Raw genomic sequence first — 13,195 nt, 5'->3', positions numbered from 1 at the left:
GCACCTGCTCGCCGCACCACCACGGAGTTACGTTGTGTAGTCAGAGCGTGCGCTCCGTAGTCGCTCTGCGTCCGAGCCGTCCGCTTCTCCCGATCTCCCAGGAGCACCCGTTGACCAGTTCCCTCGTCGACCAGCAGGCCACCGGCTACAGCCTCCGTCAGGCACTGTGCATGGTCCGCGCAGCCGAGCTCGCGTACCAGGACGAGCCGACCATCGAGGCGGCGGCCGGGAGGTGGGGTTTCGACCGGGTGCGCCACCACCACACCGCGTTCCGCCCGCCGTTCCCGCTCCGGGACACCCAGGCGTACACCCTCGGCGGGCGGCACATGATCATCACCGCGTTCCGCGGCACCGAGCCGGCCGAGCTGCGGGACTGGCTGTCCGACGCCGACACCCCGCCGTGGCCGGGCCCGGGCGGCCGGGGCGCCGTCCACCACGGCTTCGCCGAGGCGCTGGAGTCGGTCTGGCCCCAGCTCCTCACCACGCTCAAGGAGTTCCGGGACGACGACCAGGCGCTCTACTTCACCGGCCACAGCCTGGGCGGGGCGCTGGCGATGCTGGCCGGCGCCCGGCTGCACTTCGAGGACCCCCGGCTGACCGCCGACGGCGTCTACACCTTCGGCCAGCCCCGCACCTGCGACCCGACCCTGGCCCGGGAGTTCAACTCCGCCTTCACCGAGCGGATGTTCCGCTTCGTCAACAACAACGACATCGTCCCCCAGCTCCCCCCGGAGCCGGTCTTCCGCCATGTCTCCGCGCTGCGCTACATCGACTCCCGCGGCGCGTTGCACAACACCATGCCGCTGCTCGGCGGCCTGCTGGACCGCGGCCGGGGCCTGACCGCCGATCTGCTGGCCCCCGCCACGGACGGCGTCCGGGACCACTTCATCACCGCGTACGTCAGCGCGCTGGAGAAGGCGGCGGCCCCGCAGGACTGAGCCCACGACCGGAGGCGGCGGGGGCGGGTGGGGCGGGAGGGAGGGGAAGGGAGGCGAAGGGCACGGCGACGGCGTGCGGGACGATCTCGACCTCGTCGCCGAGCGCCCACTCGGCGGCCCGGGAGGACATCGCGGCCGGCACGACGCCGCTGATGCCGGGCGCGGCCGGGATGTCGTAGGTGGCGTGCGCGTCGTGCGGCAGGACGACGCGGTGGCCCAGCGCCAGCGCGGTCCGCGCGGTGGCGGCCACGCACATCTCGGAGAGCACCCCGCACACGGCCAGTTCAGTGGCGCCGGCGCCGGTGAGCAGGGCGCCGAGCCGGGTGTCGGCGAAGCCGTCGTCCTCGGTCTTGCGGACGACGTGCTCGCGCGGCCCGCACTCCACGGGGAGGTGGAGTTCCCAGCCGGGGGTGTGCGGGGCGTCGACGCTGCCGGGCGGGCCGTCGTTCTGGAGGTGGACGACGAGGGCGCCCGCCGCGCGGGCCCGGCCCAGCAGGTCGCGGGCGCGGTCCAGGACCCGTTCCGCGTCGGGGACCGCCTCCTCTCCGGCGACGAACGCGGACTGCACGTCGACGACGAGGAGCGCGTGGACGGGGCGGATCGGCCGGGCGGGCGGGGCGGGCGGAGCAGCGGTCATGCCTGCCATCATCGCGCCCCGCGGCGCTGGTCCGGTCGGGCGGGACGACTTCCGGCCGCACCCGCATGGTTGCCACAGGCATCGACCCGGGCGGATCATCCCTAGGTGCCCGGTGGGGCGCGGCACACGACCGCACCGCGACGACGCGAGGAGAGGCACCGTGGAAGCTGCCACCGTCAACGGCCGGTGCGCACCGGGTTTCGAGGGGGTGCGGACGGCGTTCGAGGGGAACTTCCGCGCGGGCCGCGAGGTCGGGGCGGCGGTCGCCGTGATGCTCGACGGGGAGCCGGTGGTGGACCTGTGGGCCGGGCGGGCGGACGCGGACGGCGTCCGCCCGTGGGAGCGCGACACCCTGGTCAACGTCTACTCGACGACCAAGGGGATGACCGCACTGTGCGCCCATCTCCTGGTGGACCGCGGCGAGTTGGACCTGGACGCGCCGGTCGCGCGGTACTGGCCGGAATTCGCCCGGGAGGGGAAGGAGTCCTTACCGGTGCGCTGGCTGCTCTGCCACCGCGCCGGGCTCCCGGCGCCCCGGGAACCGCTCGCCGAGGGCCGCGCCTACGACTGGGAGTACGTCTGCTACGCCCTGGCGAACACCCCGCCCTGGTGGGAGCCGGGCACCGCGCAGGGCTACCACGCCACGACGTTCGGCTACCTGGTGGGCGAGGTGGTCCGGCGGATCACCGGACAGTCACTGGGCACGTTCCTGCGCCGGGAGATCACCGGGCCGCTCGGCGCCGACCTCTTCGTCGGCACCCCGGCCGCGGAGCATCCGCGGTGCGCCGACATGGTGGGGCAGCTGGACGAGGAGCTGTTCGACGAGCGCTACCCGCACCTGCCCAACCCCCCGGTGCGCGGGATCGCGGAGCACCCGCTGGCCCCGGTCACGCTGGCGCTGCGCTACGTCCCCATCGGCGACGTCAACAGCGCCGCCTACCGCTCGGCCGAGATCCCGGCCGGCAACGGCCATGCCACGGCGCGCGGGCTGGCCGCCGTCTACGCGGCGCTGGCCGGCGGCCGGCTGGTCGGCCCGGCCACCCTGGAGGCGATGCGCCGCTCGCAGAGCCGGCCGGACGAGCCGGACCTGACGCTCGGCGCGTTCGCCCCGGCGGGCCGCGGCTCGGCGTACCGCTGGGGGCTGGGCTACATGCTCAACGACCGGGGCCAGGCGGGCCCCAACCGGCGGGCGTTCGGGCACGGCGGCGCCGGCGGTTCGTACGCCTTCGCCGACCCGGAGAACGGGCTGGCCTACGCGTACACCATGAACCGCTTCGGGGGCGGGACCAGCGGCGAGGATCCGCGGAGCCGGGCGCTGGTGGCCGCGGTGTACACGGCGCTGGCGGAGATGCGGAGCCGGTCCTGAGGGCCGATCCTGAGGGCCGGTCCGGACCCTTCCGGCGCGCCGCTGCGGCGCGATAATGGGTGGTGCGGCATGGATCCGTCCGGCGCCGCCGCGGCTGCGACGGCCCGGGGAGAGGGCGTGGTGACGATGGAGAGGGACACCGAGACGGTTCACGAGGCGTACGCGTTCGTCTGCCTGCACTGCGGTCACGGCTGGGAGGAGGAGTACGAGATCCGGCACACCACCGATCTCGCCGGCCACCGGCGCGCCGACTACTTCGCGCACGGCCACCGGGTGCCCTCACCGCTGACCCGCGCGGACTGTCCCGACTGCAACCGCGGCCCGATCCGGATCCTGCGCCCCGGCCGGGTGAACAGCGCGCGGACGTACCTCCCGTAACCCCTCCGGTCCCCGCCGGCCGACGCCGCCCGGTGCTGCTGCGATTCGGTAACGGCGGTCCGGCCCCCGTCGGCCAGTCCGGCAAATGTTGCATATGCTCAGGTCGGGGGCCCCAGGGCCGGTTTTGGACATGTGACGGACCGGTGGTCGGCCCTTCGCGCCCGATCGCCTCCCCGGGACCGCCGGCCGGCCGGTCCCGGGCCGTCACAACGCCGGAGTGGACCTTTGACCGTGGAGAAGGGGGAGCAGCGCACCCGCTCCCGTGCGCTGGCGGCGCTTCCGTATCTGGTCATGACCGCGGTCGGCGCGGTGGACCTCACCGCGGGCCCGGGGGTCGGCTTTCTGCCCCTGGTGTCGCTGGGGCCGGCGTTCGCCGGTCTGGTCGGCGGCTGGCGGCGGACCGCGCTGGTCGGGCTGACCGCGGCCGTGCTCTGCGTCGGGCTCAGCGTGCACAGCGGGCTGTTCGAGAACCGACGCGGGCTGACCGCGCTGCTGTCGGTGGCCGGGGTGACCGCGGCCGGTGTGGTGGCCGCGGTGATGCGGCAGCGCCGGGAGGAGGAGCTGGCCAGCGTCCGGTCGATCGCCGAGGTCGCCCAGCGGGTGCTGCTGCGGCCGGTGCCGCGCGGCGCCGGCCCGCTGCGGATCGCGGTGTCGTACACCTCGGCGGTGGCCGAGGCCCGGATCGGCGGTGATCTCTACGAGGTGGTGACCTCGCCCGCGGGGGTGCGGATCATCGTCGGGGACGTGCAGGGCAAGGGCCTGGAGGCGGTGGAGAGCGCGGCGGTGGTGCTCGGCGCGTTCCGGGAGGCGGCGCACGACGAGCCGGACCTGCCGGCGGTGGGCGCCCGGGTCGAGCGGGCGCTGAACCGCCATCTGTCCGGTGAGCGGTTCGTGACCGCGGTGCTCGCCGAGATCGGCGACGGGCCGAACGCGACGCTGCTGAACTTCGGTCACCCCTCCCCGCTGGTCGTCCGCCCCTCCGGCGAGGTCCGCTACGCCGCGCCGTCCGAACGCGCCCTGCCGCTGGGCCTGATGGACCACCGCCCGGACGCGCCGGTCCCCTACGAGGTGCCGTTCGCCCCGGGCGACCAGCTGCTCTTCTACACCGACGGGGTCACCGAGGCCCGGGACTCGGCCGGCTGGTTCTACCCGCTGGACGAGCGCGCCCATCTGCTGAAGGACCCCGATCCGGAGGCGGCGCTGCAGGCGGTCCGGGAGGACGTGGTCGACCACGCGGAGGGGCCGCTGCACGACGACGCGGCGATGCTGCTGGTGCGGTACCGCAGGGGGCGTCCGGCCCCGGAGCGGCCGGGCCCCGGGGCCGGTCAGGGCAGCGGCAGTCCGGTGTAGTTCTCGGCGAGTTCGGCGGCGGCGTGCCGGGAGCCGGCGATCCGGTCGAGCGCGGCGAGCTGGAGCCGGGTGTCGAAGGGGCTCTGGTCCGGGGCGGTGTGCAGGGTCGTGGTCATGAAGTGCGAGAAGTGCTCGGCGCGCCAGACCCGGCGCAGGCAGGTGGCGGAGTAGCCGTCGAGCAGTTCGGCCGAGCCGGTCCGGTGCCGGTGCACCAGGGCGCGGGCCAGGACGGTGACGTCGGCGACGGCGAGGTTGAGGCCCTTGGCGCCGGTGGGCGGGACGATGTGGGCGGCGTCGCCGGCCAGCAGCACCCGGCCCCAGCGCATCGGCTCGGTGACCGAACTGCGCAGCGGCAGGACCGCCTTGGCGGTGAGCGGGCCGCGGACCGGATTCCAGGGGGCGGTGTCGACGGCGGCGCGGGCCCGGAGCTCGTCCCAGATCCGCTCGTCGGGCCAGTCCGCCGGGTCGGTGCCGTTGGGGACCTGGAGGTAGAGCCGGGAGACGGTGGGGGTGCGCATGCTGAGCAGCGCGAAGCCGCGCTCGGAGTGGGCGTAGACCAACTCGTCGTGGGCGGGCGGGGCGTCGGCGAGGACGCCGAGCCAGGAGTAGGGGTAGCCGCGGGTGTAGGTGCGGCGGGCGGACTCGGGGACCGCCTGCCGGGCCACGCCGTGGAAGCCGTCGCAGCCGGCGACGTAGCCGCAGGTGAGGGTGTGTTCGCGGCCGCCGTGGGCGTAGTGGATGCGGGGCCGGTCGGTGTCCGCGCCGGTGACCGCGAGCGCCCGGGCGCCGAACAGCAGCGGCGGCCCGTCGGCGAGTTGGAGCGCTATCAGGTCCTTGACGACCTCGGTCTGGGCGTAGACGGTCACCCGGCGGCCGCCGGTCAGCGCCGGGAAGTCCAGGCGGTGGGCGCGCCGGTCGTAGCGCAGCTCGATGCCGTCGTGGACGAGGCCCTCGCGGTCCAGCCGCTCCCCCGCCCCGCAGGCGCGCAGCACGTCGGTGGTGCCCTGTTCGAGGATGCCGGCGCGCTGCCGCTGCTCGACGTAGTCGCGGTCGCGGCTCTCCAGGACCACGCAGTCGACACCGGCGCGGTGCAGCAGCCGGGCCAGCAGCAGCCCGGCGGGCCCGCCGCCGATGATGCCGACGGCGGTCTCGCGCGGTGGGGCGGCCCCGCGGGGCATCAGAGGTCCGTTCCCGGGTCGGGGTGGGTGTGGAGGGGGGCGAGGTGGGCGAGGAGGGCGGCGAGGACCTCGGCGGGGCGTTCCACGCCGGCGAGGTGGGCGGCGCCGGACAGTTCGACGAGGTGGGCGCCCGGGATGCCGTCGGCGAGTTCACGGGCGTGCGCGGGCGGGGTGGCCGGGTCGGCGCGGCCGGCCACGACGAGGGTGGGGGCGGCGATCCGGGGCAGGGCGGAGCGCAGGTCGAAGGCGGCGAGGGCGTCGCAGCAGGCCGCGTACCCCTCGGGGGTGACGTCCGTGCGGAGTGCCTCGACGAGGGCGGTGGCCTCGGGGGCGGTGGCGAAGGCGGGGGTGAACCAGCGGCCGGCGGCCGTGTCGGCGACCGCGTCGGTGCCCTTGGCACGGACCAGGGCGGCCCGTTCGCGCCAGCCGGCCGGCTCGCCGAACCACGCGGAGGAGCAGATCAGGGCGAGCGAGGCGATCCGGCCCGGGTGGTGCGCGGCGATCCAGGCGCCCACCGCGCCGCCCAACGAGACGCCGGCGTAGGCGAACCGGTCGAGGCCGTGGGAGTCGGCGAGGGCGAGGACCAGCCCGGCCAGTTCGGGGACGGTGGCGGACCGGGGGTCGGCCAGGGCGTCGACGGGGCTGCCGCCGTGGCCCGGGAGGTCCCAGCGCAGGACGTGGAACCGGCGGACCAGGGCCGGGAGTTGGGCGTCCCAGAGGGTGAGCGCGGTGCCCAGGGACGGGCCGAGGACGAGCGGCGGGGCGCCGGGCGGGCCGTCGGCGGTGTGGTGCAGTGCGGGGGCGGCGGGCGGCGTCATACGGGCTCCTGCGGGTCGTACCGGTCGTGCGGGTGGTGCGGATGAGGCGCGGGGCGGTGCGCGGGGTGACGTGAGGTGCGTGTGGTGCCGTGGGCGGGGTGCGGGCCGGGCGGCGGGCGGTCCCGGGCGCGGGGTCCCGGGCGGCGGGAGTGCTCCGACGGCCGGCGGGGGCGGCGGCCCGTGCCGGCCGGCGCCGGCCTCCCGTAGGCCCCGCCGCGGCCGGTCAGGGCGGTGAGGGCCGCGGCGAGGCTGCCCCGGACCGCGCCCGGGGCCCCCAGGGGGGCGACCGGATGCCCGGCCGTACCGAGGTTGTACCGCATCGGCGGCGCCGGCCCCGGCAGGCCCGCGGACGGCCGGGCCGCGGGGCGGGCCGAGCCGGTGCCGGCGCCGGTCGTTCGGCCGGAGGCGGGTCAGCCGAAGGCGGGTCAGCCGAAGGCAAGGAACACCGTCTCCTCGGCGGAGCCGTCCGCCGGCTGCTGGAGCTGCACGTCGAAGCGGTAGCGGCCCGGGCCGTCGGGACGGGCCAGCAGGGTGCGGGCGCGCTCCCCGGGCAGCCCCGCCAGCAGCGGGTCGGCGGCGTGCGCCGCGGCGTGCTCGGGGAAGTAGACCCGGGTGAACAGGTGGTGCAGCAGGCCGCGGGCGTGCACGCAGACCGCGAGGTGCGGCGCGGCGCCCGGGCTTCCGGCGGGCAGCAGGGTGCGCACCGCGTACCGTCCGTCGGCGTCGGTGGGGACCCGGCCGAAGCCGGTGAACACCGCGCCGCGGCCCGGTGCCTCGCCGGTGGCCCGGTCGCGGCGCAGCGAGCCGGACGCGCCGGCCGGGCTGCCGTCCGGTCCGGCCTGCCAGAACTCCAGCAGCGCGTCCGGCACCGGCGCGCCCGCCCCGTCGCGCACCCGGCCGTGCACGGTGACGGCGTCGGGGTGCCCCTCGGGCGCGATCAGGCCGCCACCGGGGTGCGGGAGGGCGTGGCCGAAGAAGGGGCCGATGGTCTGGGCGGGCGTCGGGGCGAGCGGCCCGCGGCCGTCGGTGTCCGGCATCAGCGGCCCTCCTCGGTCCGGGTGGCGGACGGGCCGTCGAGGACCACGTCCCAGCGGTAGGCCAGCGGTCCCGCGGGGAGCGACAGTTCGTGGTCGTAGGCGGCGACCAGGCGGTGGCGGTCGGCGGGGTCCGGGACCGACGCGAGGATCTCGTCGTAGGGCAGGAGCGGGTCGCCGGGGAAGTACATCTGGGTGACCAGCCGTTGGGTGAAGGCGGTGCCGAAGAGGGAGAAGTGGATGTGGGCCGGGCGCCAGGTGCGCTCGTCGGGCAGCGGGTAGGCGCCGGGCCTGATGGTGGTGAAGGCGTAGCGGCCGTGGTCGTCGGTGAGGCAGCGGCCGACGCCGGTGAAGTTCGGGTCCTGCGGCGCCGGGTTGCGGTCCTGCCGGTGGGCGTACCGGCCGGCGGCGTTGGCCTGCCAGATCTCGACGAGCTGGCCGCGGACCGGGCGGCCGGCGCGGTCCAGGACGTGGCCGGTGACGGTGATCCGCTCGCCGAGCGGCACGCCGGGGTGCTGCCGGGTGAGGTCGGCGTCCAGCTCGCCGACGTCGGAGAGGCCGAAGACCGGCCCGGTCAGCTCCACGGCCTCCGGGTCGGTGCCGGGGGCGACGGGGAGGCGCGGGTGCCGGGGGTGGCGGTCCGGCGCACCGCGGTACGGCGCGGGGGCCGGGGACGGCGGGGCGGAGGGGGCCGGTGCGGTCATGGTGTCCTTTCCCTGCGATGGACGGGTACGGACCGGGCGGCGGACACCGCTGCTGCCGGGACGCGGTCCAGCGTGCCGACGATTTCCCCGGCGGTCACCGGGGCGCGCCGGGGCGGCGGCCGCGGCGTCCTGCCGAACACCCGTCAGGACCCGGCCGGACGCGGTGCTCCGGCCGCTCGGGCGGGTCAAGTCCCTTCCAGGTCAAGGGCGTTCGCCCAGTGAACTGGAGTTCACCTCGTGCGCTGACCCGAGTCTGGTACCGGCCCCGGGTCGTGTCAACGGTGCGCCCGGTACGGTTCCGGACTGCCCCGGACCATCTAGGAGAGCCCCTTGCCGCCGTCCGCCCGCCCCGCCCCGTCCGCCCCGACGCCGCCGCCGGAGGCGGTGACGCCGCTGCTGCGCACGCTGGCCGTGCTGCGTGCGCTGACGGATGCCGGCGGCCGGGCGGCGGTGAGCGATCTGGTGCGGACCACCGGTCTGGCGCGCGCCAGCGCGGACCGGATCCTGAGCACCCTCGCCGCCCTGGGCCACGTCCGCGCCGAGGGCCGCGAGGCGGCGCTCGCCCCCGGCCTGCTGGAACTGGGCAACGCCTATCTGGCCGCCACCGGCCTGCCGGACCGGCTCGGTCCGCTCGCCGACCGCCTCGCCGACACCCTCGACGAGTCGGTGTCGCTGGCCGTCCCGGACGGCGACGGGGTGCGCTTCGTCCACCAGGCGACCCGGCGCCGCGCCATGTCGCTGGCGTTCCGCATCGGCGATCTGCTGCCGGCCGAACGGGGCGCGCCGGGCGCGCTGTTCGCGGCGGACTGGAGTCCGGCGGAGTGGCGCCGCTGGCGGGCGCGCCGGGCCGCCGACCCGGCCGACGCGGGCTTCCCCGCCGTACCGGCCCGGGCCGCCGGCGAGGCCGCGCCGACCGGGGCCCGCCGGATCGCGGCGGACTTCGCGGCGCGGGTGGCCGCGGCCCGGACCGCCGGCTGGTCCTTGGACGACCAGCTCATCGAACCGGGCCTGATCGCGGTGGCGGTGCCGGTCCGGGACCCGGCCGGCGGACCGGCCTGCGCGGTGAGCGTGGTCAGCCACACCAGCCGGCACAGCGCCGCCGGGCTGCCGGAGGCGGTCCTCCCCCGGCTGCGCGAGACCGTCGCCGCCATGGAGGCCGCCCTGGCCGCGCCGGGCGCGCCGGCCGCCCCCGCGGACCCGGACGCCGGCCGCCGGACCGCGGCCCGGCGCGCCGCCAAGCGGCAACTGGGGCCCGGATTCGTGGAGTCCGTCGCCCGCGGGCTGGCGGTCCTCACCGCGTTCGGCGCCGGCCGGTCCGCGCTGACGCTGTCCGCCGTCGCCGAGGCCACCGGGCTCCCCCGCGCCACCGCCCGGCGCGCCCTGATCACCCTGGAGCACCTCGGCTACACCGCCTCTTCCGAAGGACGCCACCGGCTCACCCCGCAGGTACTGGACCTGGGCTTCGCGCGGCTCTCCGGGCTCACCCTGCCCGACCTGGCCCGGCCCCACCTGGCCGCGCTGGCCGAACGGGTCGGCGAGTCGGCCTCGTTGGCGGTGCTGGCCGACGAGGACGACGTCGCCGGCCGCGCCCACCGGGCCGTCCGGTACGTCGCCGCGGTGCCCGCCGCCCGCATCATGAGCGTCACCGTCAGCCCGGGCGGGCGCGCCCCGGCGCGGGCCACCGCGCCCGGCCGGGTGCTGCTGGCCGCGCTGCCGCCCGCGGGGGGCCCGGCCGGGCCGCCGGGCTCGCTGGACCGGGTCCGCACCGACGGCCACGCCCTGGTGGACGACGAACTGGAGGCGGGGCTGCGCTCCGTGGCGGTGCCGGTGCGGGACCGTACCGGGCGGACGGTGGCCGCGGTCGCGGTGTCCGCCCATGCGGCGGGCCGGGCGCCGGCGGCCGCCCGGGACGCCGTGCTGCCCGCGCTGCGCGAGACCGCCGCCGCCGTGGAAGCGGAGCTGCGGGTGGCCGGGCGCTATCTGCCGGTTCCGGTGCCGTGAGTCGGGCGCTGTCATGGGTCGGGCGCTGCCGTGCACCGTGACGCTGTGCCGACAACCGGGGGCCGCCGCGGGTCAGTCGTCGTCGCCGTCGGCTCCCGCACGGCTCCGTTCGCTCTCCGCTCGGGCGGCGGCGGTGGCGACCGAGGGCCACACCCGGTCCAGCGCGGCGTTCATGGCGGCGCCGACCAGGACGGCGAACGCGGAGACGCCGATCCACAGCAGGACCGCGACCGGGGCCGCCAACGAGCCGTAGATGGTGGGTCCCTCGACGGCCGCCGTCAGGTAGAGGCGGAGCAGGAAGCTGCCCAGGACCCACATCGCCAGTGCGACCACGGCGCCGGGGATGTCCTCGCGCCAGGGCGAACGGACCGGCACCGACACGTGGTAGAGGGTGGTGAGGAAGGCGATGGACAGCACCAGCACCACCGGCCAGTACAGGATGCGGACGATGTCCTGGCCGGCGGGGAGCCAGCCGACGACGGCGTCGGGTCCGGCCACCATCAGCGGCAGGGCGACGGCGCCGGCCGCCAGCGCGGCGACGTAGAGCGCGAAGGACAGCAGCCGGGTCCGGACGATGCCGCGGCGGCCGTCGAGCCCGTACATGATCGTGATGGTGTCCACGAAGACGTTCAGCGCGCGGGAGCCGGACCACAGGGCGATGGCGAAGCCCAGCGAGATGACGTCGGGGCGGCGGCCGGTGAAGACGTCGGTCAGCAGGGGGCGGGCGATCTCGTCGACACCGCGGTGGGAGAGCACGGTGCCGGCGGCGCGCAGCAGGTGCAGGCGGAAGTTCTCCAGCGTGGTGTGGCCGATCCACGCCTCGGTGTATCCGAGGACGCCGAGCAGGCCCAGGATCAGCGGGGGCAGGGAGAGCAGACACCAGAACGCCGCCTCGGCGGCCAGGCCGGTGACGCGGTAGCGCATGCAGCTGCCGACGATGTCCTTGAGCAGCAGCCAGACCAGCCGCCGCTTGGAGACGTTGCGGTAGAGGACCCGGGCGCGGGTGAGGCGGCCCCGGGGCGGCCCGTGCGGTTCGGTCGGTTCGTTCGGCGGCTGCACCTCCTTACCGTATCGGGCATGGCACCTACCACACCTTGTACGCATACCGTGACGAACCAACCGCCGCCGCTGACCGGCTACGACGTCTTCGCCGCCGACCCGGCGCTCACCGAGGGGGTGGCCCGGTACGTCGCCGGGGAGCACCTGGGCGAGGCGCGCGAGGAGCTGGGCCGGCTGGGGCAGGCGGCCGGTTCGGCCCAGGCGCAGCGCTGGGGCGAACAGGCCAACGCGTATCCGCCGGTGCTGCGCACCCACGACCGCTACGGCCACCGCATCGACGAGGTGGAGTTCCACCCGGCCTGGCACCGGCTGCTGGGGCACGCCGTCACGGCCGGGCTGACCGACGCCTGGGAGCGCCCGCACGGGCACGTCCGGCGCACCGCCGGCTTCCTGGTGTGGACGCAGGTGGAGGCGGGGCACGGCTGCCCGCTGTCGATGACCCACGCCGCGGTGCCGGCGCTGCGCGCCGAGCCGGAGCTCGCGGCGGTGTGGGAACCGCTGCTGACGTCACGGGTGTACGAGGCCGAACTCCGGCCGGCCGCACGGAAGTCGGGCGCGCTGGCGGGGATGGCGATGACGGAGAAGCAGGGCGGCAGCGACGTCCGGGCGAACACCACCCGGGCGCAGCCGCTGGCGGCGGCCGGGGAGTACGCCCTGACCGGCCACAAGTGGTTCTGCTCGGCGCCGATGTCGGACGCGTTCCTGGTGCTGGCGCAGGCGCCCGGCGGGCTCACCTGCTTCCTGCTGCCGCGGGTGCTGCCGGACGGCACCCGCAACACCTTCCGGATCCAGCGGCTGAAGGACAAGCTCGGCAACCGCTCGAACGCCTCCGCGGAGGTGGAGTTCGACGGGCGCACCTGGGCGCGCCGGGTCGGCGAGGAGGGGCGCGGGGTGGCGACGATCCTGGAGATGGTCGCGGCGACCCGGCTGGACTGCGTCACCGCGTCGGCGGCGGTGATGCGGCAGGCGGTGGCGCAGGCACTGCACCACACCGCGTACCGGGAGGCGTTCGGGCGCAGGCTGGCCGAGCAGCCGCTGATGCGCAACGTGCTGGCCGACCTGGCGGTGGAGTCGGAGGCGGCGACCACCCTGGCGCTGCGGCTGGCGGCGGCCTACGACGGCGGCACCGCGCGGGACCGGGCCTTCCTGCGGCTGGCGGTGCCGGCGGCCAAGTACTGGGTGACCAAGCGGTGCACGCCGCTGGTGGCGGAGGCGCTGGAGTGCCTGGGCGGCAACGGCTATGTGGAGGAGTCGGGGCTGCCGCGGCTGCTGCGCGAGGCGCCGCTGAACTCGATCTGGGAGGGCGCGGGCAACGTCCAGGCGCTCGATGTGCTGCGGGCGCTGCGGCGCGAGCCCGCGGCGCTGGACGCGTATCTGTCCGAGATCGGCACCGCCCGGGGCGCCGACCACCGGTTGGACCGGGCGATCCGGGGGCTGCTGACCGAACTCGCCGATCTGGAGGGCATCGAGGCCCGCGCCCGGCGGCTGACCGAGCGGCTGGCGCTGGTGCTCCAGGGGGCGCTGCTGGTGCGGTACGCGCCGCCGGAGGTGGCCGATGCGTTCTGCGCCGCCCGGCTCGGCGGCGACGCGGGGGCGGCGTTCGGCACACTGCCGCACACGCTGGACCTGGCGGCGGTGGTGGAACGGGCGCGACCGGAGGTGACCGGGTAGCGGAGGCCACCGGGCGCGCCCGCCGGGCCCTCGGTGGCGCGGCGGCGGTTCCGCGTCCCCC

General features: G+C 76.6%; 13 protein-coding genes. 6 read left to right on the top strand and 7 right to left on the bottom strand.

The features are described 5' to 3' along the window. Positions 1-110 precede the first annotated feature (110 nt). Positions 111-938: a lipase family protein gene (locus K2224_RS35940; protein WP_221911296.1), complete on the top strand. Its 828-nt coding sequence runs from the start codon at positions 111-113 to the stop codon at positions 936-938. Here K2224_RS35940 and K2224_RS35935 read toward each other — a convergent pair. Further along, entirely contained in the window at positions 901-1,575 is a 675-nt protein-coding gene (locus K2224_RS35935; RefSeq protein ID WP_221911295.1) for an isochorismatase family protein, read from the bottom strand. The two genes, K2224_RS35940 and K2224_RS35935, sit on opposite strands and share 38 nt — an antisense overlap. A 160-nt stretch (positions 1,576-1,735) precedes the next feature. Between K2224_RS35935 and K2224_RS35930 the strand changes: the two genes are divergently transcribed. From K2224_RS35930 to K2224_RS35920, 3 genes are all read left to right on the top strand, one after another. Then, on the top strand, positions 1,736-2,941 hold the full coding sequence (locus K2224_RS35930; RefSeq protein ID WP_221911294.1) for a serine hydrolase domain-containing protein: 1,206 nt from the start codon (positions 1,736-1,738) through the stop codon (positions 2,939-2,941). A gap of 69 nt (positions 2,942-3,010) precedes the next feature. Then, positions 3,011-3,319, top strand: a complete 309-nt coding sequence (locus K2224_RS35925) for a hypothetical protein (protein ID WP_260693677.1) — start codon at positions 3,011-3,013, stop codon at positions 3,317-3,319. Positions 3,320-3,544: 225 nt separating this feature from the next. Beyond that, a complete protein-coding gene (locus K2224_RS35920) occupies positions 3,545-4,669 on the top strand; it encodes a PP2C family protein-serine/threonine phosphatase (protein WP_221911293.1) in 1,125 nt (374 codons plus the stop codon). On the opposite strand, the gene K2224_RS35915 is transcribed toward K2224_RS35920, so the two are convergent. The 5 genes from K2224_RS35915 to pcaH all read right to left on the bottom strand — a co-directional run bounded on the left by K2224_RS35915 (position 4,645) and on the right by pcaH (position 8,403). After that, positions 4,645-5,847, bottom strand: coding sequence for a 4-hydroxybenzoate 3-monooxygenase (locus tag K2224_RS35915; RefSeq protein ID WP_221911292.1), 1,203 nt, complete (start codon positions 5,845-5,847; stop codon positions 4,645-4,647). The genes K2224_RS35920 and K2224_RS35915 overlap by 25 nt on opposite strands. Further along, complete coding sequence (pcaD, locus tag K2224_RS35910) at positions 5,847-6,665, bottom strand: 3-oxoadipate enol-lactonase (protein ID WP_221911291.1); 819 nt, start codon at positions 6,663-6,665, stop codon at positions 5,847-5,849. Before pcaD ends, K2224_RS35915 begins: the two co-directional genes overlap by 1 nt. Then, positions 6,662-6,985 carry a hypothetical protein gene (locus tag K2224_RS35905; RefSeq protein WP_221911290.1) on the bottom strand — a complete coding sequence of 108 codons (324 nt, stop codon included), beginning with the start codon at positions 6,983-6,985 and terminating at the stop codon, positions 6,662-6,664. Before K2224_RS35905 ends, pcaD begins: the two co-directional genes overlap by 4 nt. Before the next feature lie 105 nt (positions 6,986-7,090). Next, on the bottom strand, positions 7,091-7,702 hold the full coding sequence (gene pcaG, locus K2224_RS35900) for a protocatechuate 3,4-dioxygenase subunit alpha (RefSeq protein WP_221911289.1): 612 nt from the start codon (positions 7,700-7,702) through the stop codon (positions 7,091-7,093). Then, a complete protein-coding gene (pcaH, locus tag K2224_RS35895) occupies positions 7,702-8,403 on the bottom strand; it encodes a protocatechuate 3,4-dioxygenase subunit beta (protein WP_221911288.1) in 702 nt (233 codons plus the stop codon). The genes pcaG and pcaH overlap by 1 nt, the downstream gene beginning before the upstream one ends. 330 nt (positions 8,404-8,733) lie before the next feature. Here pcaH and K2224_RS35890 point away from each other — a divergent pair, with 330 nt between their 5' ends. Continuing rightward, positions 8,734-10,404 (top strand): IclR family transcriptional regulator C-terminal domain-containing protein, encoded by a 1,671-nt coding sequence (locus K2224_RS35890; RefSeq protein ID WP_260693676.1) that lies wholly within the window; start codon positions 8,734-8,736, stop codon positions 10,402-10,404. Positions 10,405-10,476: 72 nt separating this feature from the next. On the opposite strand, the gene K2224_RS35885 is transcribed toward K2224_RS35890, so the two are convergent. Continuing rightward, positions 10,477-11,463, bottom strand: a complete 987-nt coding sequence (locus K2224_RS35885) for a YihY/virulence factor BrkB family protein (RefSeq protein ID WP_221911287.1) — start codon at positions 11,461-11,463, stop codon at positions 10,477-10,479. A gap of 18 nt (positions 11,464-11,481) precedes the next feature. Here K2224_RS35885 and K2224_RS35880 point away from each other — a divergent pair, with 18 nt between their 5' ends. Further along, positions 11,482-13,134, top strand: coding sequence for an acyl-CoA dehydrogenase family protein (locus K2224_RS35880; protein ID WP_221911286.1), 1,653 nt, complete (start codon positions 11,482-11,484; stop codon positions 13,132-13,134). Positions 13,135-13,195: the final 61 nt, after the last annotated feature.

Origin of the sequence: Streptomyces sp. BHT-5-2, from assembly GCF_019774615.1 — a bacterium.
Classification (GTDB): Bacteria; Actinomycetota; Actinomycetes; order Streptomycetales; family Streptomycetaceae; genus Streptomyces.
The sequence above is the reverse complement of the archived record's forward strand: the minus strand, read 5'-3'. Positions and strand labels throughout refer to the sequence as shown.